The following is a 24,255-nucleotide window of genomic DNA, read 5'->3' on the forward strand; positions in this document are numbered from 1 at the left end:
GGGTGAACGATGCCAGATTCCCGGTCGCAGCCGGGTCGCAGCCGCCGCGACCCGGCTGCGACCGGGTGCCGCGTACAACCGTCGGCATGAGTTCATCCACACCTCGCCCCTGCGGGCAGGATCGTTTCGCTCAGGTGGTGCGCGCGGAGTGGAGCAGGTTCCGCACCGCGCGCGGCCTGGTGCTCGCCATGGCGGCCTCCGTGCTGGTCACCGTGTCGCTCGGACTGCTGGTCGCCGGGGGCGCCCGCACCAGCTGCGTCACCGGGCGGGGGGAGGGCCCCTGCCCCGCGCCGCTGGTGGGACCCGAGGGCACGGCGGTGAAGGACAAGTACTACTTCGTGCACCAGCCGCTCACGGGGAACGGCACCATCACCGCCCGCGTGTCGGACATGACCGGGCAGATCCGGCTGCCGGACGTCGTACCCGGGGTGCGCAACGTCGCGAAGGGGGTGGTGCCGTGGGGGAAGGCCGGGCTGCTCGTCCGGCAGAGCCTCAAGCAGGGCACACCCTATGCCGCCGTCATGCTCACCGGCGCGCACGGCGTGCGGATGCAGTACAACTACATCCACGATGTGGCCGGCGGCCCTCACAACGGCCCCCAGTGGCTGCGGCTGAGCAGGTCGGGCGACACCATCACCGGCTACGAGTCGGACGACGGCGACAGGTGGGCCGAGGTCGGCACGGTGCGGCTGGCCGGGCTGCCGCAGACGGTCGAGATCGGGCTGTTCGCCACCTCACCAGGCGCGGTATGGGACATGGCGAAGGCGTTCGCCCAGGCCACCGCCACCTTCGACCAGATCACGCTGCAGGGCGCGAACGGCTCGTGGCGCCGCGACGACGTGGGCGTCTCGATGCTCTCCGACGGCAAGACCCCGCATCACCCCGGCGGGGTCGTCGAGTCCGGCGACAAGCTCATCGTGACCGGGGGCGGTGACATCGGGCCCGCCACGATGGAGGGCGGCATGCGCGCCGACCTCATGCTGATCGGCGGGGCCGTGGGGCTGATCCCGGTGCTCGTGGCGGCGGTCACGTTCTTCACGGCCGGACAGCGGCGCGGGCCGATCAGGACCGGCCCGCCGGTCGCGCCGCGTCCGGCGCCGGTGGCGGCCACGGCCATGGTGGCCGGCGCGGCCGCGTTCGCGGCGGGGCTGGTGACCTCGGGGATCGTGGTTCCCGCCGGCCTGGCGATGTTGCGCGCCAATCAGAACCCGGTTCAGCCGATCACGCCGGCGACCGAGGTGCGGGTGATCGTCGGCTACGCGGCGCTGACCGCGGCCGCCGCCGTGCTGGCCGTGGGCCTGGCCGCGCTGGTCAAGCGGGGCGTCGTCGCCATCGGGCTGGCCGTCGCGCTGGTCGTCGTGCCCTACCTGTCGGCGACCGCGGGCCTGGCGCCATGGCTGCTGGCGATCACCCCTGCCGCCGGGTTCGCGATCACGCAGAGCGTCCCCACGTTCGCGCACGTGGACGTGGACTCCTCACTGCTCGGCGGCTATTACCCGCTCCCGCCAGGGGCGGGTTTGACCGTGACCTGCGGATACGCCGCCCTCGCCCTCGGCGCGGCGGTGGCCGTCCACCGCGGCAAGGCCGCACGTCAGGCTCCGCTCGCCTGACGGCGCGTAACCCCGGCCGGCACGATCTGCGGTGGCGACCCCGGCGCCGAGACATCGCGTTCTGCCGTGACATCGCGCCGGCCGCACCGGTGCCGCGGTCATCCGGTCACGGCGCCGGCCAGGGCGAAGCCGAACGCTCCCGCGCCCAGGCCGCCCGCCACGCCGGCCGCGACGCTGGCCACGGCGGTGAAGCGGGCGCCGTCCTCGATCAGGCGCAGCGTCTCGTAGCTGAAGGTCGAATACGTGGTCAGCGCGCCGCAGAACCCGAGCCCCGCCCCGGTCATCACCACCTGGTCGGCCGGCAGGGCGGTCAGGAAGCCCAGCAGCGCCGACCCGGCCAGGTTCACCGTGAAGGTGCCCCACGGGAACACGGTGTCGTGGCGTGCCTGGACCAGGCGGTCGGTCAGGTAGCGCAGCGGCGCGCCGATCGCCGCGCCGGCCGCGACCAGCAGCACGGCCAGCGGGCCGGTGAGCGTGCCGCTCATCGCGGGCCGCCGGGGGAGCGGCCGGCGTAGCGGATCACTTCGACCTCGTCCAGGATGACCAGTCCTTCGCCGATCAGCTCGTCCAGTTGCGGGAGGAAGGCCCGGATCGGCGCGGGTTCGTCGATGATGACGATCGCCACCGGCAGGTCCTGCGACAGCGACAGGATGCGGGTGGTGTGGATGAGGCTGGAGGCGCCGTATCCCTCGACGCCGCGGAACACGCTGGCCCCGGCCAGCCCCGCCGCGTGCGCGCGGTGCACGATCTCGTGGTAAAGCGGCCGGTGATGCCACTGATCGGTCTCGCCGACCAGCACCGTCAGCCGCAGCGCGGCGCCGTGCGGCCTCATCGCCCGCGCCCTTCCCCGCGGGCGCCCACCTTCCGGGTGGCCGCGCTGCCGGCCCACACCCCCGCCAGCGCCAGCACCGGCGTGACCAGCAGGTACGCGACCGCCGCGCGGGCCTGCCCGCCGGCCAGCAGACGCCCGGTGTCCACCACGAAGGTGGAGAAGGTGGTGAATCCCCCGAGCACTCCGACGCCCAGCAGCGGCCGCACCCAGCCGGGCGCCGTCCACAGTTCGGTGATCGCGACCATCAGCACCCCGATCAGCAGGCTCCCGGCCGTGTTGATGGTCAGCGTGGTCCACGGGAAAGCCCCCGCCGGTTGCGGGAACGCCACGCCCAGGCCGTAACGGGCCAGGGTGCCGGTCACGCCGCCCGCGGCGATGACCCCCAGAGTGGACCACGGCGCCCGCCGCAGCTCGGCGCGCTGGGCGGGCACGTGAAGATCGACGTCGGAGTCGACGGGACGCCCGGGCTCATGACGCGACATGCGAATCCTCCTACCAGCAGCACGACTTCACCTCTGGTAGGGACCGTTGGCGAGCGACGGTCGCGGTTCCCTGCGCCCCCTTGGCGAGGTGCGAGGACGGCGGGCCCCACCGCCGCGGCCCCGTCCCGCGGGGCGTGCCCTCACCTTACCAACCGCCACCGATCGCCCGCCGCCGGGCCGTCTCGCCTCAGGTCCGCTCGTACACCGAGACGTGCTGCCGGCCGGCCGCGGTGAACGGGGCGCGGTCCCAGCCGGCGTACCGGTCGCGCAGCCGCATCCCGGCCAGCCGGGCCATCAGGTCCAGTTCGCTGGGCCAGCAGTAGCGCAGCCGCAAGGGGCGCAAGGTCGTGCGGCCCGCCGTGAAGGCGACCCGCTGGTAGGTGATGACCTGACGCACCGGGTCGTGCCGCTGGAGGTCCATGTCCACCGAGTCTTCGGTCATGGACCGGGTCGCGACGAGCTGGTCGTTCCGGAACCCGGTCAAATCCGGGACGAAGGCCTCGACGACGAACAGGCCGCCCGGGGCGAGGACCCTGGCCACGTTGCGGAAGCAGTCGACCTGCCGGTCCTGTGCGGTCAGGTTGAACAGCGTGTTGTACACCAGGTAGGCCAACTGGAAGGGGCCCTCCACGGGCACGTCGGCCATGTCGCCGGTGGCCACGGGGATGGCGGCCCCGCCGGGCTTGGCGCGCATCCGCTCGGTCATGGCCTCGGAGGCCTCGACGCCCTCGACGGCGAGGCCGCGCCGGGCGAGCGGCACGGCGACGCGGCCGGTGCCGCTGGCCAGCTCCAGCACCCGGCTCCCGCCGGGGACCAGGCCGGCCAGGAACTCCACGGCCGGGGCCGGGTCCAGGGGATGACGCTCGTCGTACTCGTGGGCGTAGCGCTCGCCGAAGAAGGCCGGGTCGTCGAATCCGCTCATGCGGCCCACCCAACCAAGCCGCCTCCGGGCGGCGCCATCGAATATCAGGGGGCCGGGGCGTCCAGGAGCGGCACCAGGTGTTCCTCCTCGTAGTCCAGGTGGGTCTCCAGCTCCGTGGTGAGCCGCTCGACCTGGTGCGCCAGGCGCGCGGGGTCGGCGTCGCCGGCGGACAGCACGGCCTTGAGCTCCTCCATCAGCGCCGCGATCGCCTCGTGCTCGCGGTTGAGCCGCTCCAGGACCGGGGCCAGGTGGGGGTGGCGCTCGCCGATGCGGGGAAAGAGCATGGTGTCCTCGCCGACGTGGTGGTGGTGCAGGCCCTGGCAGACGGTCAGGCAGTTGACGCGAAGCTGGGCGCCCAGCGCCGGGCCCGAGCGGGCGACGTCCTGGCGGATCAGGGCGAGCTCCCTGCGGAAGATCTGGTGGACCAGCTTGAGCGTCGCGCCGAACGATCCGGCCGCGGGCGGCCCGGCCATGATCTGGTACAGGGCGACCACGGGCAGCGTCCGCCCGGACTTGGCCTCGTAGTCGGCCCAGGCGGGGTCGGCCTCGGCGGCGCGGGCGAACAGGCGGTCGCGCTCCTCGCCCTCCAGGACGGCGGCGCGGGCCTTGACGGTGAACAGGCCGAACTCGACCGTTACCTCGGGGTTGGCGAGCACGTTGCGAAACCAGTCGGGGTGGCGGGGCGAGCCGCCGGCCGAGGCGACGACCAGGGTGCGCTCCAGGCCGTCGGGCAGGTAGGCGAGGGGGGTGGTGTGCGGGCGTCCTGACCGCGCTCCCGTGGTGGTCAGCAACAGCAGCCGTCCGCCTGCGAAAGGCCCGCCGACTTGTCCTTTCGTGGCGCGGAACTCCTCGATGACCTGCTGGTTGAAATCAATGGGCATTGTGGTGGTGTTCTCCGTTTCCTGGGCCGCCGCGAACCGTTCGCGGGCATGGCGAAGAACCGCCCGGCGGGCGGTCGGGATTAGACCACGGCGTCACGGTGTGCCGTAGGCCGGTAAATGCGGTCGCGCGCGGTAATTGCGTCCGGCGCGCGCGGGAATGCGCCTCCGAGCCGCGGCCGTCCCGTCGGCGTCGTGGCGGGGGAACCGCAGGTGGAAGCGGCGCCGACCGGCGACGAGGCGATGGCATACGCGGAGGGAAATGCGCTGATGATGGGGGAGGCGGGGCTCTGGCCCGCCCGGCGCTCACGTGGAGGCCGGGTGACTCTCTCGCTTTTGGCCCATGGCCGACCCGGCAGTCACGAGGAAAAGCCTAGTGCGCCCGCCACGCCGGGGCAACCGGCCTTTTCCGCGAAATGCCATGACTCACGATTAGCCGCCGCCCCGTCACCGTGTGCCGTTTTTCCGGAGGGAATACCGCCGTGGGCGCAATGGCCGTGCCGCCGGGTGGACGCCGGCGCGTCACCGGCTGGTCTGGCCGCCGGGCCGCTCCCGGGGGAGCAGGGCCGGGCCGGCGTCGGTGATGCGGGTGCGCAGCGGGCGGCGGTCCAGGGCGCGCAGGGTCTCCTCGATCAGGCGGCTGAGCGGGTAGGGCAGCTCGGCCTCCAACTCGGCCGCCGCGGCGGCGGTGGCGTCCCATTCGGCGCGCAGCAGGGGCAGCAGCTCCTCGGCCCTGGGGGTCAGGCCGGCGATGCGCTCGCGGGCGTCGGCGCCGGGGGTGAGCGTGACCAGGCCGTCCTTGGCCATCTGGGCGACGGTCTGGCTTGCCGCCGAGTGGGTCACCCCGGCCGCGCGGGCCAGGTCGCGGATGGAGGCGGGACCCGAGGCGGCCAGGGATCGCAGCATGGGGGTGTAGCGCGGGCGGAACCCGGCCAGGCCGAGGCCGGCGTAGACGGCGGCGACCTCGCCGTCCAGCAGGTCGATCAGGTGGCGCAGGCGGGTGCCGAGGAACGCGGGGCCGTGCGGGGCCGGGACGGGAGAGGACACCCCCATAATGTAACAGCGCTGTTGTATCGTGAGGAAGGAAACCCCCGCCATGACCGTGCTGTATCCCCCGGTGGAGCCCTACGCGCAGGGCATGCTCGACACCGGCGACGGCGACCGGATCTACTGGGAGACCTGCGGCGACCCCGGCGGCGGGCCCGCCCTGGTCGTGCACGGCGGCCCCGGCGGCGGCGCCGGGAGCGGCTACCGGCGTTACTTCGACCCCGCCCGCTACCGGACCGTGCTGTTCGACCAGCGCGGCTGCGGGCGCAGCACCCCGCACGTCGCCGACCCCGCCACCTCCCTGCGCCGCAACACCACCGACCACCTGATCGCCGACATGGAACTCCTGCGCGAGCACCTGGGCGTGGAGCGCTGGCTGCTGTTCGGCGGGTCGTGGGGCTCGACGCTGCTCCTGGCCTACGCCGAGCGCCACCCCGAGCGGGTCCGCGGGATCGTCGTCTACGACGTCACCACCACCCGCCGCTCGGAGATCGACTGGCTGTACCGGGGGGTCGGCAGGTTCTTCCCCGAGCAGTGGGAACGGTTCCGGGCAGGCTCCGGCCTGCCCGGGGACGGCGACCTGCTCGCCGCCTACGCCCGCCTGATGGAGGACCCCGACCCCGCGGTGCGGGCCCGCGCGGCGGCCGACTGGTGCGCCTGGGAGGACGCGGTGGTCTCCCTGGAGCCCGGCGCCCCGCCCGCCCCCTACGGCTCGATCCCCTCGGCCGACCGGCAGGCGCTGGCGCGCCTCGCCGCGCACTACTTCTCGCACGGCGCCTGGCTGGAGGAGGGGGTGCTGCTGCGCGAGGCGGGCAGGCTGGCCGGGATCCCCGGCGTGCTGATCCACGGCCGCCTGGACCTGAGCAGCCCCCTGGACACCGCCTGGCACCTGGCACGCGCCTGGCACGGCGCCCGGCTGATCGTCGTCGACGACGCCGGCCACATGGGCAGCGACACCATGCGCCGCGAAATCCGCACCGCCCTGGACGCCTTCGCCACCCCATGAACCCGGCGAGAACGCCCCCGCCCGGGTCAGCCCCGCCGCCGGTCGCCGGCCCTCTTCAGCGCAGGTCCCGGTTGGCCCACGCCAGCCCGGCCAGGACCAGCGGCAGCGCGGCCAGCCACCCGTAGTGGACGGCGTCCCAGGCGGCCTCCTGCGGATACAGCCACGGCCAGTACGTCCCGCGCAGGGCCAGGGTGACCGAGACGAACGCCACCAGGGCGCCGGTGCCGGCCAGGGCGGCGGCCCTGCCCTGGTGGAAGCGCCCGGCCACGGCCACCGCGAGCAGGCCCACCGCGACGCACACGGCGGCCTCCACGGCCATGCCCGGCACGCGCAGCTCCTGGCCCGCCGGCAGCCGGGCCACGGCGACCAGCAGGGCGGCCGTCCACCCCAGCGCCGCGGCCAGGTCGGCGAACGCGCAACGCAGCCATTGGCGCGCCCAGCGCGGCACCGGGGCCGCCGCCGTGCCGGCGTCCATCTCGTCGACCAGGCCGAATCCCGCGGCCGCGGCCAGCAGCACGCCGCCCATCCTGAGCAGCGTGAGGGCCATGCCCGCGCTCAGAGGGGACCCGGCGTCGACCGCCGCGACCATGAGCACGGTGGTCGCCCCGGTGACGGCCGGCGGCGCCCAGCCGAAGGCCCGCGCCAGCGGCCCGACCAGGTGGATCACTCGCACGGCCGTCCCCTGGCCGGTTCGGAGGAGAACTCCGCGCGCAGGCCGAGCAGCGGGAGGGCGCGGCCGAGCGGGGTGGCCGGGTCGACCAGGGTGTCCCAGTGCGCCCAGATCCGCTGTCTCGCCTGGGGCGTGGCGAGCAGCCTGCGCGCGTACCCCAGCTCGGCCGCCCCGTACCGCACGAAGCCCAGCGGGGAGCGGGTCGGTCTCATGGTGGACTGCCCGGTCCTGATCTCCCGGTCGGCGGCGGGCCCGGGCGCGACGACCTGGCCGAGCAGCCACAGCGCCACGAGAGTCCTGCTCCGCCCGCCTCCCTCGCAGCCCTGCGCCCCCGGCGCGCGCACCTTCAGCGCGCGGGAGATCACATCGGAGGCCAGCAGGCCGCGGTAGGCGGCCTCGGCTCCGGCGCGGCCCCACACCATGAAGGTCTCGACGACACGCTCGTCGTACTCCTGCGCCATCCACCAGGTGTCGGGAGACTGCCGGACCGACAGCCCGGCGGGGCGCCGCGCCGGGGGGATCGCCGCCACCACGGGGTCGACCGCGGCGATCCAGGACGGGATCCAGGCGGCGTAGTCGCGCAAAGCGCAGTAGATGACGGGCCCGTGCGCCCGGCACACCCGGGCGCCGGGGCCCAGGTAGAGGTCGCGGACCGCGGGGGGCAGCGCGCGCCTGGCCGCGGCCGGCCCGAGGTGGGCCAGGTCGAAACGGCCGTTCATCTCCTGCCCCGGCGCGGCGGCGCCGGCCGCGAGCGCCGAGGCCACGGCGACCGCCGCCGCGGCCGGCCCCGCGATCACGGAGGTCCGCGTGCGCTCGTGCCGCAGCCGGACCAGGACCGTGAGAAGGACGGTGGCCGCCAGAAGGTAGAGCACGTGCAGCGCCGAGGGACGCGGCGGCCAGTCGGGCGCGTCGAACAGGACGACCGGCAGGAACCAGCCCCCGTACCCGCCGCGCCAGCTGTTGAAGTACACCAGCGCCCCGATCGTCAGGGCCGCCACGGGCACCATGACCGGCCAGGGCGCCCACCGGGCCAGCGCCGCGCCCAGGGCGGCGGCGAACGGCACGACCAGCACGCCGCCCAGCGCCTCCCACGGATCGAACGCCCCCGCGACCGGGCCCATGAGCGTCCTGGCCAGCAGGTAGCCGCCCATCACCGCCAGCGCGATCAGGGTGCCGGCCGCCACGGCGGCCAGGGTCGCCGCCGTGGCGCGGGCGGCGGCCCGCACGGGCAGGGCCGCGAGGGTCTCCGGCATGCCGCCGCGGGTGTCGCGGGCTGCGGCGAGGTTGGCGGCGAGCATCATGGCCGCCGCCAGGACCAGCATGGCGCCGGAGGTGCCGGCCGGGTCCACGCGCATGTCCGGCAGCCACTCCCAGGTGGAGTAGAGCCGCAGCCCGAGGCACAGCGCCGCCCCGCCCCAGGGCAGCGGGCCGCGTACCAGCCTGCGCGTCTCGAAGGCGAACAACGCCGGCGTCGACGGCGGCGCCTGCGGCGGTGCGGGCGCGGGCGGCGTCATGCCGCCGCCCGCGCCGGTTCGCCGAGCAGCAGCAGGTAGCCGTCCTCGATGGTCGGATCGGCGGGTGTGCCGCCCCGCGGCCGGGGGCCCACGGTGCGGTAGCGGCCGTCGGCGGCCCGCCAGAACAGGGCCGACCCCTCCGGAGGGTCCTGGCAGATCCACACCTGCCCGGCGGCGGCGCCGGCGAGCTGCCCGGGAGACCCTTGGAACACCGCGCGCCCCTGGCTCAGCACGATCACGCGCTCGCACAACGCGGCCACGTCCTCGGTCTGGTGGGTGGACAGCAGGACGGTGCGGCTCTCCCCGAGGCGGGAGATCAGCGCGCGAAAGCGCAGCCGCTGCCCGGGGTCCAGGCCGGCCGTCGGCTCGTCCAGGATGAGCAGGTCCGGTTCGCCGATCAGTGCCTGGGCCAGGGCCAGCCGCCGCTTCATCCCGCCCGACAGCTTGCGCACCTTGGTCGTGGCGCGGTCGGACAGGCCGACCTCCTCCAGCACCCGGCGCACCTCCCGGTGCCGGGCCCGCCGGTCGGTCATCTCCTTCAAGATCGCCATGTAGTCGACGAGCTCGACGAGCGTGAAGTGGGGGTAGAAGCCGGGATCCTGCGGCAGGTAGCCCAGGCGGCGGCGCAGCCGGGTGCGCTGCTCGCGGTCGGCGGGGTCCAGCCCAAGGGCGCGCACCCGGCCCCGGTCGAAGGCCAGCGTGGTGGCCAGGCCGCGCAGCAGCGTGGTCTTGCCCGCGCCGTTGGGACCGAGCAGGCCGGTGACCCCGCGGCCGAAGTCCAGGTCCAGTCCGTCGAGCACGACGGTGCGGCCGTAGCGTTTGGTCAGGCCGCGGACGGTCACGCTCGGGTTCATACGGGCTCTCCCGGGTCGAGGCGGGCACGCCGCCGGTAGATGGGCGCGATCAGGATCAGCGCGGCCGCGCCGTAGAAGGTCTGGGCCGCGGGGGAGAAGACGGCCGGGCCGTCCCCGGACAGCCCGGCAGCCGCCACCGCGCCGAGCCAGGCCAGGGTCAGCCCGGTGGCCGCGACCGCGGGCGCGATCCAGGTGGACAGCGCCAGGGTGGCCGCGGCCAGGGCGAGGGCGGGCAGCAGCCACGCCGCCGCGGGCCCCGGCGGGCCGGGCAGCAACGGCGTCGCCGCGCCGGTCAGCGTGATGGCGGCCACCAGCACCGCCGGCGCCCGCCACAACAGGGCCCTGGCGCCGGCCATGGGCGTGGCGGCCTGCATCTCGTGCATAGGGTCGACCCGGGGGCCGTAGGCCAGGGCGATGCCCGCCAGGGGCAGCACGGGCGCCACCGCCAGGAACGGCAGCAGCCGGTCGAAAGAAGCAGGGGCGCCGGGGCCGGCCAGGTGGGCGGCCGCCACGGCGAACGCCGTCACCGCCGCGACCGCCACCAGCCATCCGCGGGCCAGGGCGGGGGTGGCCGCCAGGAACGTGGCCACGTGCTCGGGAACCCCCAGCCGGCACAGCAGCCGTGCCAGGGGCCGCGGCCGGGGGCGCACCACCCGGTCGGCGATCCGCTCCCAGCTCGCCTCCAGCCACCGCGGCGGGCAGGGCACCGCGGCGCGGCAGCGGGCGCACCGGTCCAGGTGGCTTTCCACCGACATCACCTGCACCGGCGCCAGGTCCCCCCGCGCGTAGCGCTCGACCAGCCCGGACGGCAGGTGCCATGGGTCGCTCACGCCAGATACCCCCGGAGACGGGCCTTGGCCCGCATGACGCGGGTCTTGACGGTTCCTTCGGGAACGCCCAGCAGCCGGGCGGCCTCCCGCGTGGTCAGGCCGTCCAGCACGGTGGCCTGGATGGCGGCGCGCAGGTCGGGGGAGAGCCTGGCCAGCGCGTCGCCGAGGTCGCCGTGCTCGACGCCGACCAGGACCGCCTCCTCGGCCGACCGCGTGATCAGGGGCCGCCCGTCGCCGGGCGCGGCCGCCGGCGGGGCTGCGCCGCGGCGGCGCAGCCCCGATATCAGGGTGCGGATCGCGATCGTCCAGATCCACGCCGCCACCTCGCCCCGGCCGGCACGGTAGCGGTGCGCGCCGCGCCACACGGCGACGAAGGTGTCCTGGATCGCGTCGTCGACCAGGTCGGCGTCGGCGCACCGGCGCGACAGCCGGGCCCGCAGCCACGGCGCGTGCCGCTCGTGCAGCAGCCGCAGCGCCTCGCCGCGCCTCTCGGCCACGGCCGCGAGCAGCTCGGCGTCGCCGCTGTCACGCCCGATCGGCGGTGGATCGCGATGGCGGGAGAAGAATGAGCGCACATCCGGTCTATCGCGCCAGGAGGCGCCTCCGGTTCCGTGGCGGGACGGCCTTTCGCCCGCCGCCGCTGGCGTCCCGGCGGGCGCGGTCGCCGGCGCGGTGCGCCGGGTGTTGTCTCAGCGGGTCAGGCGGGCGGCGCGGGAGGTCAGGTAGCGCTGTTCGGGGAGGCTGGTGGTGCGGCGGGCCGCGCTGCGGTAGGCCGCGCGGGCCTGTTCCAGGTCGCCGTTCATCTCCAGCAGGTGGGCGCGTACCGCGTCCAGCCGGTGGGAGGCCGCCATGCGCGCGTCGCCGTCGAGATCGGCCAGCAGGTCGAGCCCGGCCCGTGGGCCCTTGACCATGGCCAGGGCGACCGCGTGGTTGAGGGTGACCACCGGGTTGGGGTCGATCCGGCCCAGCAGCCCGTACAGCTCGACGATCTGCGCCCAGTCGGTCCGCGCGGCGTCGGCCGCCTCGGCGTGCACCGCGGCGATGGCCGCCTGGAGCTGGTAGGGGCCGAGCGGCGCGCGGGACAGCGCCTCGGTGATCAGCGCCACGCCCTCGGCGATGTGGCCGGGGTTCCACAGCGCGCGGTCCTGCTCGGCCAGGGGGACCAGCGCGCCGCCGGGGCCGGTGCGGGCCGGGCGGCGGGCCTCGGTGAGCAGCATCAGCGCCAGCAGCCCGGCGACCTCGCCGTCCTCGGGCAGCAGGCGGCGCACCGCCCGCGTCAGGCGCAGCGCCTCGCCGGTCAGCTCGGCCCGGTGCAGGTCGGGGCCCGAGCTGGCGGTGTACCCCTCGTTGAAGATCAGGTACAGCACGTGCAGGACGACGGCCAGCCGGGCGGCCCGCTCGGCGGCCGGAGGCGGGGCGAAGGGGATGCCGGCGGCCTTGACGCGCTGCTTGGCCCTGCTGATGCGCTGGGCCATGGTCGCCTCGGGCACCAGGAACGCTCCGGCGATCTGGGCGGTGGTCAGGCCGCCGACGGCGCGCAGGGTGAGCGCGATCTGCGAGGCGGGGGTCAGCGCCGGGTGGCAGCACAGGAACAGCAGGGTCAGGGTGTCGTCCTGGTCGGGCGTCCACTCGCCCGGCTCGGGCGTCAGGGCGTCGCGGTCCGGGGTCATGGCCGCCAGGGTGACCTCGCGGGCGCGGCGGGCGTGGTCGCTGCGCCACTGGTCGGTGAGCCTGCGGGAGGCGACGGTGATCAGCCACGCCTTGGGGCTGCCGGGCACGCCCTGGCCGGGCCACTGCAGGGCGGCGGCCAGCAGCGCCTCCTGGACGGCGTCCTCGGCGGTGTCGAAGTGGCCGTGGCGGCGGATCAGCGCGCCCAGGACCTGTGGCGCCAGCTCGCGCAGCAGCTCCTCCACGCCCGCGCCCGCCCGCGAGGTTCCCGCCATGCTCCCGATCGGCCCTTCCCCGCCCCCGCGACGGCCCGTGAGGTCCCCTTTTTCAGGACATCAGAATGTACCCCACGCCCGCGCCGCGGGAGCGCCGATCGGGGGGCGACGGCGGCGCGGTCAGCGCCAGCCGCCCTCCTCCACCCCGCCGGGCACGGGCGCGGAGGGGTCGTAGGGCCGGCGGGTGAAGATGAAGGTGTTGAGGTCCAGGTGGCTCGCCGTGCCGTCGGGGCGGCGCACCACGCGCAGCACCTCGCCGGCGTAGTAGCCGTCCAGGCCCAGCCAGGTGCCGTCGGGGCGGGCGGCGAACCGGGAGGCCCGGCTGTGGGGGCCGAGCGGGGTGAGCTGCAGGTCGCGGCCGGGCAGCAGCCGCAGCAGGTAGGCGGCCGGGCCCCAGTACCAGGGGCCGGTGAGCTCCAGCAGGTCCGGGTCGGCGGTCGCGGGCGACCACTCGGCGGGGATGGCCGGCTCATGGGTGTCCAGGATGTCCAGAAGGTCGGTGGCGACCGAGCCGCGCAGCCCCGAGGTGGTGTTGGCCATGCACACCACGCCGGTGCGGTCGGCGGGGTCGATCCACACCACCGCCAGGAACCCGGGCATCGAGCCGCCGTGCCCGGTCAGGCGCCGCCCCCGGTGACGCAGCAGTTGCACGCCGAGCCCGAAACCGGCGCTCCAGCCGTCGCCGTCCTCCACGACGGCGGCGGGCTCGCGCATCTCGGCGACGGTGGCGGCCGGCAGCACGCGCGCGTCGCCGGCGGCCAGGAACGCCGCCCAGCGGGCCAGGTCGGCCGTGGTGGACCACATCTGGCCCGCGGGGGCCATGGCCCCGGCGTCGTGCTCGGGCTCGGGCAGCAGCACGTCGGCGAAGGGGTGCACGGCGTAGCCGCGGGCGTGCGGTTCGCGCGGGCGGGGGGTGGTGTCGTTCATGCCGAGCGGGCGCAGGACCTCCTCGGTCACCGCCTGCGCCCAGCTCGTGCCGCGGTGGCGGGCGATCAGCTCGCCGAGCAGCGCGAAGCCGACGTTGGAGTAGTGGAACCTGCGGCCGGGGCGGTGGCGGGCGGTCTCGGCGTCCAGCGACCCGGTCAGCGCCTCGGCGGTCACGCCCGGGGTGCGCTCCCACCACGGGCCGGGCGGTTCGGCGGTCAGGCCGCCGGTGTGGGACAGCAGCTGGGCGACGGTGACCTCGCCGACCGGGGTCGCCGGCACGTGCTTGCCGATCGGGTCGTTGAGGTCCACGGCGCCCTCGTCGCGCAGGCGCATCACCATCGTGGCGACCATGGTCTTGGTGATGGAGCCGATGCGGTACTGGGTGCCGGCGGTGGGAGCTGCGCCTTCGACGGTGCCACGGGCGGCGAACCAGACCGGCGCCCCGTCGCGGATCACCGTGACGGCCAGCGAGGGCACGCGCGCCTCGGCCTGCTCGATCGCCACGCGCCGCAGCAGCGCCCGCGCCGTGACCTCCAGAACCGCCGTCATCGGGCCGCCTCCCCGTCATCCTCACGCCGCTCGCCGGCAACCCTGCCACCCTAGCGGGGATCTTCCCCCGCCCGGCCGCCGATCCCTCACCTCAGGCGGTAACCGCCGTGACCGCCGTGACCGACATGCGACCGGGTGCGCCGCCGGTGACCCACCTCATGGAGGCCCCATGTCCGGGGACGCGCCGCCCGTCCTCGACGGAACGCCGCGGCGAGCACGACGACGGCGAGAAGGCGCCGGGTCCGTGGCGCGTATTGAGAAGGGCGTTGTGGTGTGGCCCGGTAACGGTTTCCGGTACGGCTTGGCGGCCCCTCGGCGCCGATATCCGCGTCCACCTGGAGGACACGGACCGTACCCCACCCGCGAGAACGGGCGAGTCCGCTCCTCACCTCCGGCGAAGGCACCCGGTACCCGGCGGAGGGCGCTGTTTCCCCGGCCCGCGAATGCCGCGACGCCGGGACCGGAAATCAGCGGTGCGCCCAGGTCTCCGGAATACCACAGCCATCAACTTTCGCATTTCCGGCATTTCTCCGGCAAAGTCCGTCGAGACGGCATTCCCCGCCCCCTCAGGGACCGCGCTCCCGGCGCGCCGCACCGCCCACCGTCCGCCCACGGCCTGGAGGTTCTCGTGATCGACCTCGACCTGATCGTCATCTACACCGAACGGCTGGAGGAGGTCCGCGCCTTCTACGCCGGGCTGGGCCTGGAGTTCACCGAGGAACGGCACGGCCGGGGTCCCGCGCACCACGCCGCCGTGCTCGGCCCCACCGTCCTGGAGCTGTACCCGGCGGGCGAGCGCCCGCCCACCGGCCGGCTGCGCCTGGGCCTCACCCTCCCCGCGGGCCCGGCCTCCCTGCCCCCGGGACCTCACACGCTGACCGACCCCGACGGGCGGACCGTGGCCGTGACCGTGACGGCGTGAAAGCGGGTAGATCAGTGACCCCTTCCGGGAAGTTGCCGAGCCTCCATTTCACGTCTCTAATCATCGGAGATGGGGTGAACCGCCCCACTATCTCCGTGAAATGTCCATCGGTCACCGGCGCCTCCACATCTCGACAGAGGAGAACTCCCCATGTCAACGGACCCCCTGACCGGACGACAGCCGATCTCCGCACCGCCCGCGCGCGGCAGGCCGCGCAGGGCCGTCTCGGTGCTGGCCGGAACGCTCATCCTCCTGCTCGCCACGGCCGTCCCCGCCCGCGCGGGAATCGCGCGCACCCTTGACTGCCCTGCTCCTTCCTGGGTCAAGGTGGCGCAATCCAACAGCGCCGGACAGGTCAACCACAGCAACGCGGCCTATTCGGTCAGCCCGGGCGGCACCGTCGAGCTTCACTACAGCCAGCCCGCACTTCGTTATGTGAGCCATTTCGGCGACGTGCGCCCCAATACCCGGGCGACTTTCGACTTCTACGAAGTGAATTCGGGCACCCTTATCACCTCGCACACCACCTATCCGGCGCGCGGCAACGGCGTCATCCACCAGGAGCCCGAGGTGACCCCCGTCAGCGTTCCTCCCGGCGTGGTGCTGAGCATCCAGGCCACCTTCACCGATGAGTGCGGCGCCGGACTGGTCAGCCTTCACCTCGGCTACCTCAGCATGCTCGCCTGAACCCCTCCCGCGGGCGCGCGCCGGCCGGAACCGCGCCCGCGCCGGCGGATCGTCGGCGAACCCGGCGATCTCTCGGACGGCGGCCGCCTGCTCTACTCTTGGCGAAAGCGCCGGGGGGAGGGGGTTCCGTGACCACGACCGGATCAGAGGCTCCCCCTGGCGTGACGTTGCAAGGAGTCCTTGAGCGCATCACCTACGCCAACGAGGAGACCGGGTACACCATCGCCCGGGTGGCCCCCGAGCGGGGCGGCCCCGATCTGGTCACGGCGGTGGGCCCGCTGCTCGGCGCGCAGGTGGGCGAGAGCCTGCGGCTGCGTGGCCGGTGGGGCTCCCACCCCAAGTACGGCAAGCAGTTCGAGGTGTGGTCCTACACCACCGTGCTGCCCGCCACCATCCAGGGCATCCAGCGTTACCTGGGGTCGGGGCTGATCAAGGGCATCGGCCCGAAGATGGCCGAGCGCATCGTCGGCCACTTCGGCACCGACACCCTGGAGGTGATCGAGTCCTCGCCCGAGCGGCTGGTGGAGGTGCCGGGCCTGGGGCCCAAGCGCACCAAGATGATCGCGGCGGCCTGGGAGGAACAGAAGATCATCAAAGAGGTGATGATCTTCCTGCAGGGGGTCGGGGTGTCCACCTCGATCGCGGTGCGCATCTTCAAGCAGTACGGCGACTCCTCCATCACCGTGGTCAAGTCCGAGCCCTACCGGCTGGCCGACGACGTGTGGGGCATCGGCTTCAAGACCGCCGACACCATCGCCCAGGCCGTCGGCATCCCGCACGACAGCCCCGAGCGCGTCAAGGCCGGCCTGCGCTACACCCTGTCGCAGGGGGCCGACGCCGGCCACTGCTTCCTTCCGGCGCCCAACCTGGTCGGCGACGCGGTGAAGATCCTGGAGGTGCCCGCCGAGCTGGTGGCGAGCTGCCTTGAGGAGCTGGTGGCGTCCGAGGGCGTGGTGCGCGAGGAGGTCCCCGCCGCCGAGGGCCCGGTGCCGGCGGTCTACCTGCCGCCCTTCCACCGCGCCGAGCAGGCGCTGGCCGGGGGGCTGCGCCGCCTGCTGGACTGCGGGCACGACCGGCTGGCCGCGTTCGCCACGGTGGACTGGGAGGCGGCCTTCGGCTGGCTGCGCGGGCGCACCGGCGCCGACCTGGCCCCCGAGCAGGCCGACGCGGTGCGCCTGGCGCTGACCGCCAAGATGGCCGTGCTGACCGGCGGCCCCGGGTGCGGCAAGAGCTTCACCGTGCGCTCCATCGTCGCCCTGGCCCGCGCCAAGAAGGCCAAGGTGATCCTCGCCGCCCCCACCGGCAGGGCGGCCAAGCGCCTGGCCGAGCTGACCGGGCACGAGGCCACCACCGTGCACCGCCTGCTGCAGCTTCGCCCCGGCGGGGAGGCCACCTTCGACCGCGACAACCCCCTGGACGCCGACCTGCTGGTGGTCGACGAGGCCTCCATGCTGGACCTGCTGCTGGCCAACAAACTCGTCAAGGCCGTGCCCTCCGGGGCGCACCTGCTGTTCGTGGGGGACGTCGACCAGCTTCCCTCGGTCGGCGCCGGGGAGGTGCTGCGCGACCTGCTGGCCGCCGAGGCCGTCCCGAGGGTGCGGCTGACCCAGATCTTCCGCCAGGCCCAGCAGTCCGGCGTCGTGGTCAACGCCCACCGGGTCAACACCGGCCTGGGCCCGGTGCTGGAGGGGATGACCGACTTCTTCCTGTTCCCGTGCGAGGAGCCGGAGGAGATCGCGGCGCTGACCGTCGACGTGGTCGCCCGGCGCATCCCGCGCAGGTTCGGCCTGAACGCGCGCCGCGACGTGCAGGTGCTGGCGCCGATGCACCGGGGCCCGGCCGGGGCGGCCAACCTCAACACCGTCCTGCAGGAGGCGCTCACCCCCGCCCGGGACGGCCTGCCGGAGCGGCGCTCGGGCGGGCGGGTGTTCAGGATCGGCGACAAGGTCACCCAGCTGCGCAACAACTACGACAAGGGCGCGGCCGGGGTGTTCAACGGCACCGTCGGCGTGGTCACCGACCTGCGCCCGGAGGACGGCAAGCTCACCGTCCTGACCGACGAGGACGAGAGCGTGGAGTACGGCTTCGACGAGCTGGACGAGCTGGCCCACGCCTACGCGGTCTCCATCCACCGTTCCCAGGGCAGCGAGTACCCCGCCGTGGTGATCCCCCTGTCGACCAGCGCGTGGATGATGCTGCAGCGCAACCTGCTCTACACCGCCATCACCCGCGCCAAGAAGCTGGTGGTGCTGGTCGGCTCGCGCCGCGCGCTCGGGCAGGCGGTGCGCACGCGCGGCGCCGGGCGCCGTCACACCGGCCTGACCCACCGGCTGCGCCAGGACTGACCCCCGCCGGCGCCCGGCGGCGCCCGCGTAATGATCTTTAATGCCTCGCCGGAGAGGCGTTTCCTGACCGCGCGCGGAGATCTTCTTGACCGTGCGCCGTGGTCTTCAGAGCCGCATTCCCCGCCCACAGTGACCGAAATGTGATCTAACTCGCCCATAAGATGTGCGTCCAGGGATGAATCGCCATTAGGGTTTTTTAAAGGGACTTTGCCGCAATGGGGGAGAGGTCTGTGCGGGACTTTCGTCAGCGTCTGAGGGCTCCGCTCTCCGTGCTCGCCGTGGTGACGGCCGGCCTGCTGACCGCGTCATGTTCGGGCGGGTCACCGGGGCCGGGCTCCGGCTCCTCCGGCGGGGGCGCGTCGGCGACGCCCACACCGCTGCCCGTCATCCAGATCAGCCCCGCCAAGGGCGCCAGCAAGGTCCGGCCCGAGAAGAACGTCGTGGTCACCGCCAGCAACGGGGAGCTGGAGGAGGTCACCGTGCAGGCCGAGGGCGCCGGCGGCAAGGTGCTGGAGGGCGAGTTCGACGCCGGGCGCACCAAGTGGGTCTCCAAGGGCCCGCTCAAGCCCGCCAGCGACTACACCGTCTCCGCCCGCGCCACCGGCGAGGGCGGCCCGGCCACCGCCACCTCCAGCTTCACCACCCTCAAGCCCGCGCAGGAACTGCGCATCGCCGACATCACCCCCAACGTCAAGGGCGAGACCGTCGGCGTCGGCATGCCCATCATGGTGCGCTTCACCCAGCCGGTCGCCGACAAGAAGACCATCGAGAAGGCGCTGCGCGTCACCGCCCAAAAGCCCGTCCAGGGCGCCTGGCGCTGGATCGACGACAAGTTCGCCATCTACCGGCCCGCCAAGTTCTGGCCCGCCCACCAGAAGATCCGCTTCACCGCCGAGCTGGAGGGCGTGCGCGCCGGCAAGAACATGTACGGCGTGAAGAACTACGCCACCACCATGCGGGTGGGCGCCGCGTGGGTCAGCACCGTCGACACCCGCACCCACCAGATGGTGGTCCGCAAGGACGGCAAGGTCGTCCAGAAGATGGCGATCAGCGCGGGCAAGGCCACCACCCGCGAGTACACCACCACCAACGGCGTCCACCTGACCATGGAACGTGGCAGCCCGGTCACCATGATCTCGCCCGGCAAGAAGGAAGGCGACCCCGGCTACTACAAGGAGGTCGTCGACCACGCGGTGCGCATCTCCAACAGCGGCGAGTACGTCCACAGCGCCCCCTGGTCGGTCGGCTCCCAGGGCCGCGCCAACGTCAGCCACGGCTGCATCAACGCCCGCCCCGACCAGGCCAAGTGGTACTACGAGAACTTCCACCGCGGCGACGTCGTCAAGATCGTCGGCACGAACCGGGCGCTGGAGTGGAACAACGGCTGGGGCTACTGGCAGATGTCCTTCAAGCAGTGGCGCAAGGGCAGCGCCCTGAACGGCTGACCGCCTTCCTGAACCGCCTCCCTGACCGGCCCCGCGGGTCTCATGGCCCGGTGTGGACGTAGGAGGCCCACACGCTCGGCGCCGCGGGGTGCGCGGCGCGCAGCGCCCGCACGGCCCGGTGCAGCGCCACCGCCGGCGCCGCCCCCTCGGCCAGCGCCCCGTACACCGCGCGCGTGACCTCCACGCTCGGCAGGTCGTACACGCTCCACAGCGTGGCGATGACGTGCCGGAACCCGGCGATCTGCAGCGCCGAGGCCAGGTGGATGCCCTCGTCGGGCAGGTCGGCCCCGCCCGTGGCGGTCTGGCACGCCGACAGGAACGCCAGCTCCCCGCGCACGTCCAGACCGATCAGATCCCGCACCGCCAGCACCCCGTCGTACAGCACCAGCCCGCCCTTGGACGGCGCGGTCAGCTCCTGGGTGCCGTGCCCGCTGAAGTGCAGCGCCCCGCACCCGGGCAGCGCCGCCGCCAGGGCCGCGCGGGTGGCCTGCGCGCCGTGCAGCCGCACCGGCGGCGGGTCCAGCACGCGCCGCAGGAAGGCCGCGTCCTGGTAGGGGCCGGTCAGCGTGCGGACGCCCGGCGCGGCGGGCACGGTGACCACCAGGGCGGGCGCGCCGGTACGGGGCTCGGCCCGCCGCGCCCGGGCCAGCGCGCCCAGGGTCGGGGTGTAGGAGGACACCACCCGGTCAAGGACGCCGTCCCCGTCCCGGCCGGCGCCGGCGGCGTGCAGCGGCAGCAGGGTGAGGGCTCCGGTCGGGCACCACCACACCCGGGGCCAGGGCGCGCCCTCCGCCGGGGGGCGGGTGTGGCCCAGGTGGGCGAGCACGGGCTCGGCGACCGCCGTCCACAGCCAGGACAGCACGTCCGCCAGGAAGCCCTCGCTGCCCTGCAGCAGGCCCGCGCGCTGCTCGCCCTGCGGCATGGCGATAGGCACGGCCATGGAGCCGAGCACGTCCAGGTACATGGCGGCGCGGAAGGCGGCCTCGCGCGGGGTCAGGCCGGGCAGCGGGACGGTGGTGACGCCGCCGGAGGCGACCACCAGCGCGTCGCAGCGCCGGTCGGACAGGTTGACCACGACGACGGCGCCCTCCCGCGCGGCCTCGCGCAGCCGGGCGAAGGGCACCGGCCGCAGGAAGTCCTCCAACCCGGGCAGCCGCCTGACCTCGGCCAGCAGCCGGTCCCACTCCCGCGCGTCCTCCACGGCCCGCCCCGCCGCGGCGCGGTCCTGTTCACCGGCGGCGGCGTCCAGGCGGGCGCGGGTCTGCTGGAGCGCGCCGGCCAGGCCGGAAGCGGCCCCGGCCAGGGCGTCGAAGTCGCCGCGGCGGTGCAGCAGGCTCGACCACATGACCGCCCGGCCGCGTTCCACCAGCTCCACGGCCGTCTCCGGCTCCCCGGCCTCGATCGCGCACGCGCACGCGTCCACGCCCAGGCTCGTGAGCGACCTGCGGGTCTGGGTCTCCTGGTCGCTCCAGGTCAGCCCGTGCCAGGCGACCGTGGGCACCAGGTCGATCGCCAGCCGGTAGGCCCGCAGGGCCTCGGCGTGGTCGCCGTGATCGGCGGCCAGGTCCGCCCACAGCCGCGCGGCGGGCAGCCGGTGGGCCATCGTCCCGGTCTCGGACAGCGCCGCCTCCCGCGCGGCGGCCAGCGCGTCCCGGTGGTCGCGCTCGTCCCCGCGGTCGCGGTAGCGGGCCTCGGTGACCGAGGCCAGGTTCAGCAGGAACGTCGCGCGCAGGCCGTGCCCGGCCGGCACCGAGGCCAGCGCCGCGCGCAGCCCTGCCACGGCGGCGTCCGGGTCCTGCCCGGGCGCGCCGGCCGCCGCCCGCATCCGCGCGGCGACGGCGAGGTTGGACAGGTGGACGGCCCGGCGGGGATGCCCCTCGGGCGTGGCCCGCACCGCCCGCGTCAGCACCTCGAAGGCGGCGGCCAGGTCGCCGTCGTCCCGGCCGTGCTCGTAGCGGTGGACCAGCGCCATCCCGTAGGCGTTGAGCCGGGAGGCCTGGTCGGGGCCGGGGACCCGCGCGGCGGCGCGCAGCAGCGGCAGGGCCTCGGCGATGTCGCCGGCCGCCCCGCCGGCCCCGTACCGGATGGCCAGCGCCTCGCCCAGGCTGACCTGCGCCCCCTCGGCCTCGCGGTCGGCCGGCATCACCTCAAGGGCGCGGCGCAGCACGACGATCGCCTCGTCGATGTCGGCCGAGGCGCCCTGGAGGTGGTAGCGCAAACGCAGCGCGTTGCCCAGGTTCGCCGGCGCCCGCCACGATTCGCGCCCGGTGTGGCCGTGGGAGGCCGCCTCGCGCAGCACGGCGATGGCGGCGTCCAGGTCGGCCGGGTCGCCGAAGCGTTCGTAGCGCGTCCTGAGGGCGATCCCCTGGTTGGACAGGTAGCGGGGACGGTCGCGATCCCCCGGCGGCACGGCGGCCACGGCCTCGGCGTGCAGGACCAGCGCCGCCGCCAGGTCGGCGTCGTCCTGGGTGCGCTCGAACCGCGACTGGACGATCATGCCGAGGTTGGACAGGCGGGAGGCGCGGGCGGGGTCGGCGGGATCCATCACCTCCACCGCGGCGGTGTGCGCGGCGACCGCCGCGTCCAGGTCGGCCGGGTCCCCGGTCAGGTTGTGGCGGGCGTGCAGGGCGTTGCCCAGGTTGCCGTGCAGATCGGCCAGGTGCGCGCCGCGGCCGGCAGGGCCGGCGGGCGCCCGCGACAGCAGGTCCACCACGGCGGTGAAGCCCTCCGGGGTCCCGGTCAGCTCGGCGCGGGCGTGCAGCGCGGCCGAAAGGTTCACCAGGACGACCAGGTGCTCACGGCTCCCGGGCCGGGCCGTGGACAGGGCGTCCTGGAGCAGCGCGACGGCCCGCTCGACGTCGGCCGGGTCGCCGTCGCGTTCGAACCGGCGCAGCAGCGCGCCCGCCAGATCCTCCGGCGACGGCACGGCGCCCGCCTCCCGCCCCCCGCCGCCGTCCGTGGCGGCCCTGGAAGACTCCTCCAAGGGGGAAGAGTCGTTCGCCAGGGCGTCGGTGTGAGAGTCGTCCTTCGAGGCATCGTCCCGGGTCGTGGCCGGGTGCGGGCCTTCACCGTCCGAGGCCTCGACGCGCCTTCGCCGTCCGGCGGGCTCGGCGCCGCCGAGGACGGTGATGGCCTCGTCCAGGTCACGAGCCGGGCCGCCGTACCGGTAGCGGTCGGTCAGGGCCTGCCCGAGCGCCACCCGCGCCGGCTCACCGGCCTCGCGCAGCACGGCGATGGCCTCCTCCAGGTGCGCGGGCTCGCCGGTGTGCCCGGACCACGCCTGCAGAGTCAGGGCCAGCTCCATCAGCGCGGCCGGGCGGCCGGGGCCGTCCTGGCCGCTCAGGTCTCCCTCGGCCAGCACCTGCCGCCCCAGGGCCAGCGCCTCCTCAAGACCGGCCCCGTCACCGGTCCGCTCGCCGTGGATCCTGAGCATCGCCGCCAGGGCCAGCGCCGTCCCCGCGTCGTCGGCCCAGGCCTCGCGCACCTCGCGCTGCGCCCCGATCGCGGCCTGCAGCCCGGCCAGATCGCCGTCGAGCTCGAAACGCCTGGCCAGCAGCTCGGCCAGGAAGTACAGCACGGCCGTGCGGCCCTCGTCCACCACGACGGGAAAGCCCAGCGTGCGCCGCAGGCCCGCGATCGCGGCGTCCAGGTCGGCGGGGTCGCCGGTGAGCTGGTGGCGCCTGCGCCGCACCAGCGCGGCCCGGCCGATCACCGTGGCCCGCGCCTGCAGATCGCCGGGGTCCTGCAGGGGCAGGGTGTTGTCCAGCAGGTTCAGCGCGGCGTCCACGACCGCCAGGTCGCCGGTCCGCTCGGCCTCCTCGATCAGGGCGTGCGGGTCGTCGCGGACCACCACCCGGGGGTCGGCCTCCAGCATCGGCATGATCTCGTCGCCGACCAGGTGCGGCGCGGTGGAGCGCAACCGGGTGAACAGCGTGACCGCCTGCTCCAGGTCGGCCAGATCCTCGCCGAACGGCAGCACCTGGTAGCGGGCCAGGTGGGCGAACGCCAGCACCGCCAGGCTCTCGCCGGAGGGCTCGTCGCGGGAAAGCGCCTCCCGCATGGCCACGATGTCGGCGAACGCGTCCTGGCCGGACAACGCCGCGTGATCGCCTCCGGAGAATCGCCGCAGGCGTTCCCGGAGCCGTGATTCGGGATCGTTGCCCATCGGTGATTCCTTCCGTGGACGAATTCAACCCGATACTACGAGAATCATCTCCGCGCCGATTACCGGGGAAAGGGAGGCTTATATGGCGGACGAATGGGTGGACGCCGATTCCGGCAAGGCCCGCGGACACGATTCGGCCGCCGATTCGGCCGCCGATTTGATGACCGGCGATTTCGTGACAAAGACGCTGAGCGACCAGCTGCCTGCGGCCGGCTCCGACCCGGTCACGGTCGTGCTCGGCGAGGACGGCGCCGCCCGGTTCGTCATCGGGCCCGAAGGCCCCGGACCGGCGCTGATCGTCCCCGCGGCCACCCCGGTGACCGCGATCGCCGCCACCCCGCGCCTGGTCGCCGCCGCCTACGACGGCCTGCCCCTGCTCGTCCGCGCCCAGGACGGCACGATCGCCGGCATCATCACCCCCGACGCCCTGGCCGCCGTCCTGCTCTACACCGGCACCCGCGGCGGGCCGGACACCACCCTGCACGGCGACCCCGAGCCGGTCGCGGGCGCGATCGAGATCCGCTGCCGGTGCGGGCGCGTCAACCTCTACGACTTCTACCTGCCCGGCGACCAGGTGGCGTGCGCGGCCGGGCATCCCTTCGAGCCCGAGTGGGGCCGGTGATCTGA

21 protein-coding genes are annotated in these 24,255 nt (G+C 74.6%); 7 read left to right on the plus strand and 14 right to left on the minus strand.

Going from position 1 to position 24,255, the window contains the following annotated elements; genetic code table 11:
- The first annotated feature begins 86 nt into the window (after window positions 1–86).
- Window positions 87–1,610: a DUF1349 domain-containing protein gene (locus BJ982_RS27130; RefSeq protein WP_184884633.1), complete on the plus strand. Its 1,524-nt coding sequence runs from the start codon at window positions 87–89 to the stop codon at window positions 1,608–1,610.
- A gap of 98 nt (window positions 1,611–1,708) precedes the next feature.
- Here BJ982_RS27130 and BJ982_RS27135 read toward each other — a convergent pair whose 3' ends face one another.
- From BJ982_RS27135 to BJ982_RS27160, 6 genes are all read right to left on the minus strand, one after another.
- A complete protein-coding gene (locus BJ982_RS27135; protein WP_373869587.1) occupies window positions 1,709–2,095 on the minus strand; it encodes a fluoride efflux transporter FluC in 387 nt (128 codons plus the stop codon).
- A complete protein-coding gene (locus BJ982_RS27140) occupies window positions 2,092–2,442 on the minus strand; it encodes a DUF190 domain-containing protein (RefSeq protein WP_184884635.1) in 351 nt (116 codons plus the stop codon). Before BJ982_RS27140 ends, BJ982_RS27135 begins: the two co-directional genes overlap by 4 nt.
- On the minus strand, window positions 2,439–2,924 hold the full coding sequence (locus tag BJ982_RS27145) for a fluoride efflux transporter FluC (protein ID WP_184884637.1): 486 nt from the start codon (window positions 2,922–2,924) through the stop codon (window positions 2,439–2,441). Before BJ982_RS27145 ends, BJ982_RS27140 begins: the two co-directional genes overlap by 4 nt.
- A gap of 187 nt (window positions 2,925–3,111) precedes the next feature.
- Window positions 3,112–3,846: a class I SAM-dependent methyltransferase gene (locus BJ982_RS27150; protein ID WP_184884639.1), complete on the minus strand. Its 735-nt coding sequence runs from the start codon at window positions 3,844–3,846 to the stop codon at window positions 3,112–3,114.
- A 44-nt stretch (window positions 3,847–3,890) separates the two neighbouring features.
- A complete protein-coding gene (locus tag BJ982_RS27155; protein WP_184884646.1) occupies window positions 3,891–4,727 on the minus strand; it encodes a nitroreductase/quinone reductase family protein in 837 nt (278 codons plus the stop codon).
- Window positions 4,728–5,246: 519 nt separating this feature from the next.
- A complete protein-coding gene (locus BJ982_RS27160) occupies window positions 5,247–5,771 on the minus strand; it encodes a MarR family winged helix-turn-helix transcriptional regulator (RefSeq protein ID WP_239122640.1) in 525 nt (174 codons plus the stop codon).
- Between the two features lie 49 nt (window positions 5,772–5,820).
- On the opposite strand from BJ982_RS27160, the gene pip reads away from it, so the two are divergent.
- Window positions 5,821–6,777 carry a prolyl aminopeptidase gene (gene pip, locus BJ982_RS27165; RefSeq protein WP_184884651.1) on the plus strand — a complete coding sequence of 319 codons (957 nt, stop codon included), beginning with the start codon at window positions 5,821–5,823 and terminating at the stop codon, window positions 6,775–6,777.
- A 55-nt stretch (window positions 6,778–6,832) separates the two neighbouring features.
- Here the strand turns inward: pip and BJ982_RS27170 are convergent, their stop codons facing one another.
- From BJ982_RS27170 to BJ982_RS27200, 7 genes are all read right to left on the minus strand, one after another.
- Window positions 6,833–7,450, minus strand: a complete 618-nt coding sequence (locus BJ982_RS27170) for a hypothetical protein (RefSeq protein WP_184884653.1) — start codon at window positions 7,448–7,450, stop codon at window positions 6,833–6,835.
- Entirely contained in the window at window positions 7,441–8,961 is a 1,521-nt protein-coding gene (locus BJ982_RS27175; RefSeq protein ID WP_184884655.1) for a hypothetical protein, read from the minus strand. Before BJ982_RS27175 ends, BJ982_RS27170 begins: the two co-directional genes overlap by 10 nt.
- Window positions 8,958–9,815 (minus strand): ATP-binding cassette domain-containing protein, encoded by an 858-nt coding sequence (locus BJ982_RS27180; protein WP_184884657.1) that lies wholly within the window; start codon window positions 9,813–9,815, stop codon window positions 8,958–8,960. Before BJ982_RS27180 ends, BJ982_RS27175 begins: the two co-directional genes overlap by 4 nt.
- Window positions 9,812–10,645, minus strand: coding sequence for a zf-HC2 domain-containing protein (locus BJ982_RS27185; protein ID WP_239122641.1), 834 nt, complete (start codon window positions 10,643–10,645; stop codon window positions 9,812–9,814). Before BJ982_RS27185 ends, BJ982_RS27180 begins: the two co-directional genes overlap by 4 nt.
- Entirely contained in the window at window positions 10,642–11,220 is a 579-nt protein-coding gene (locus BJ982_RS27190) for an RNA polymerase sigma factor (RefSeq protein WP_203958805.1), read from the minus strand. Before BJ982_RS27190 ends, BJ982_RS27185 begins: the two co-directional genes overlap by 4 nt.
- 114 nt (window positions 11,221–11,334) lie before the next feature.
- Complete coding sequence (locus BJ982_RS27195) at window positions 11,335–12,588, minus strand: RNA polymerase sigma factor (protein ID WP_184884659.1); 1,254 nt, start codon at window positions 12,586–12,588, stop codon at window positions 11,335–11,337.
- Window positions 12,589–12,708: 120 nt separating this feature from the next.
- Window positions 12,709–14,064 carry a serine hydrolase domain-containing protein gene (locus BJ982_RS27200; protein ID WP_184884661.1) on the minus strand — a complete coding sequence of 452 codons (1,356 nt, stop codon included), beginning with the start codon at window positions 14,062–14,064 and terminating at the stop codon, window positions 12,709–12,711.
- 628 nt (window positions 14,065–14,692) lie between these two features.
- Between BJ982_RS27200 and BJ982_RS27205 the strand changes: the two genes are divergently transcribed.
- The 4 genes from BJ982_RS27205 (at window position 14,693) to BJ982_RS27220 (ending at window position 19,463) form a co-directional block, all read left to right on the plus strand.
- Window positions 14,693–14,986 carry a glyoxalase/bleomycin resistance/dioxygenase family protein gene (locus tag BJ982_RS27205; RefSeq protein WP_307784612.1) on the plus strand — a complete coding sequence of 98 codons (294 nt, stop codon included), beginning with the start codon at window positions 14,693–14,695 and terminating at the stop codon, window positions 14,984–14,986.
- A 150-nt stretch (window positions 14,987–15,136) separates the two neighbouring features.
- Complete coding sequence (locus tag BJ982_RS27210; protein WP_184884663.1) at window positions 15,137–15,673, plus strand: hypothetical protein; 537 nt, start codon at window positions 15,137–15,139, stop codon at window positions 15,671–15,673.
- Between the two features lie 128 nt (window positions 15,674–15,801).
- Window positions 15,802–18,018 carry an SF1B family DNA helicase RecD2 gene (gene recD2 / locus BJ982_RS27215; RefSeq protein ID WP_184884665.1) on the plus strand — a complete coding sequence of 739 codons (2,217 nt, stop codon included), beginning with the start codon at window positions 15,802–15,804 and terminating at the stop codon, window positions 18,016–18,018.
- Between the two features lie 230 nt (window positions 18,019–18,248).
- Entirely contained in the window at window positions 18,249–19,463 is a 1,215-nt protein-coding gene (locus BJ982_RS27220; RefSeq protein WP_239122642.1) for a L,D-transpeptidase, read from the plus strand.
- A 40-nt stretch (window positions 19,464–19,503) separates the two neighbouring features.
- Here BJ982_RS27220 and BJ982_RS40605 read toward each other — a convergent pair whose 3' ends face one another.
- Window positions 19,504–23,628 carry a CHAT domain-containing protein gene (locus BJ982_RS40605; RefSeq protein ID WP_184884669.1) on the minus strand — a complete coding sequence of 1,375 codons (4,125 nt, stop codon included), beginning with the start codon at window positions 23,626–23,628 and terminating at the stop codon, window positions 19,504–19,506.
- 82 nt (window positions 23,629–23,710) lie between these two features.
- Between BJ982_RS40605 and BJ982_RS27230 the strand changes: the two genes are divergently transcribed.
- Window positions 23,711–24,250, plus strand: coding sequence for a hypothetical protein (locus BJ982_RS27230; RefSeq protein ID WP_184884671.1), 540 nt, complete (start codon window positions 23,711–23,713; stop codon window positions 24,248–24,250).
- The last annotated feature ends 5 nt before the right edge of the window (window positions 24,251–24,255 follow it).

The organism is Sphaerisporangium siamense, assembly GCF_014205275.1.
Classification (GTDB): domain Bacteria; phylum Actinomycetota; class Actinomycetes; order Streptosporangiales; family Streptosporangiaceae; genus Sphaerisporangium; species Sphaerisporangium siamense.

What these genes read in the sequence shown, in the direction of transcription:
- BJ982_RS27210 (WP_184884663.1), top strand. Translation starts at nt 15,137, where the DNA reads ATGTCAACGGACCCCCTGACCGGACGACAGCCGATCTCCGCACCGCCC.
- BJ982_RS27155 (WP_184884646.1), bottom strand. Translation starts at nt 4,727, where the DNA reads ATGCCCATTGATTTCAACCAGCAGGTCATCGAGGAGTTCCGCGCCACG.
- BJ982_RS27195 (WP_184884659.1), bottom strand. Translation starts at nt 12,588, where the DNA reads ATGGCGGGAACCTCGCGGGCGGGCGCGGGCGTGGAGGAGCTGCTGCGC.
- BJ982_RS27135 (WP_373869587.1), bottom strand. Translation starts at nt 2,095, where the DNA reads ATGAGCGGCACGCTCACCGGCCCGCTGGCCGTGCTGCTGGTCGCGGCC.
- pip (WP_184884651.1), top strand. Translation starts at nt 5,821, where the DNA reads ATGACCGTGCTGTATCCCCCGGTGGAGCCCTACGCGCAGGGCATGCTC.
- BJ982_RS40605 (WP_184884669.1), bottom strand. Translation starts at nt 23,628, where the DNA reads ATGGGCAACGATCCCGAATCACGGCTCCGGGAACGCCTGCGGCGATTC.
- BJ982_RS27230 (WP_184884671.1), top strand. Translation starts at nt 23,711, where the DNA reads ATGGCGGACGAATGGGTGGACGCCGATTCCGGCAAGGCCCGCGGACAC.
- BJ982_RS27200 (WP_184884661.1), bottom strand. Translation starts at nt 14,064, where the DNA reads ATGACGGCGGTTCTGGAGGTCACGGCGCGGGCGCTGCTGCGGCGCGTG.
- BJ982_RS27180 (WP_184884657.1), bottom strand. Translation starts at nt 9,815, where the DNA reads ATGAACCCGAGCGTGACCGTCCGCGGCCTGACCAAACGCTACGGCCGC.
- BJ982_RS27150 (WP_184884639.1), bottom strand. Translation starts at nt 3,846, where the DNA reads ATGAGCGGATTCGACGACCCGGCCTTCTTCGGCGAGCGCTACGCCCAC.
- BJ982_RS27140 (WP_184884635.1), bottom strand. Translation starts at nt 2,442, where the DNA reads ATGAGGCCGCACGGCGCCGCGCTGCGGCTGACGGTGCTGGTCGGCGAG.
- BJ982_RS27175 (WP_184884655.1), bottom strand. Translation starts at nt 8,961, where the DNA reads ATGACGCCGCCCGCGCCCGCACCGCCGCAGGCGCCGCCGTCGACGCCG.
- BJ982_RS27145 (WP_184884637.1), bottom strand. Translation starts at nt 2,924, where the DNA reads ATGTCGCGTCATGAGCCCGGGCGTCCCGTCGACTCCGACGTCGATCTT.
- BJ982_RS27130 (WP_184884633.1), top strand. Translation starts at nt 87, where the DNA reads ATGAGTTCATCCACACCTCGCCCCTGCGGGCAGGATCGTTTCGCTCAG.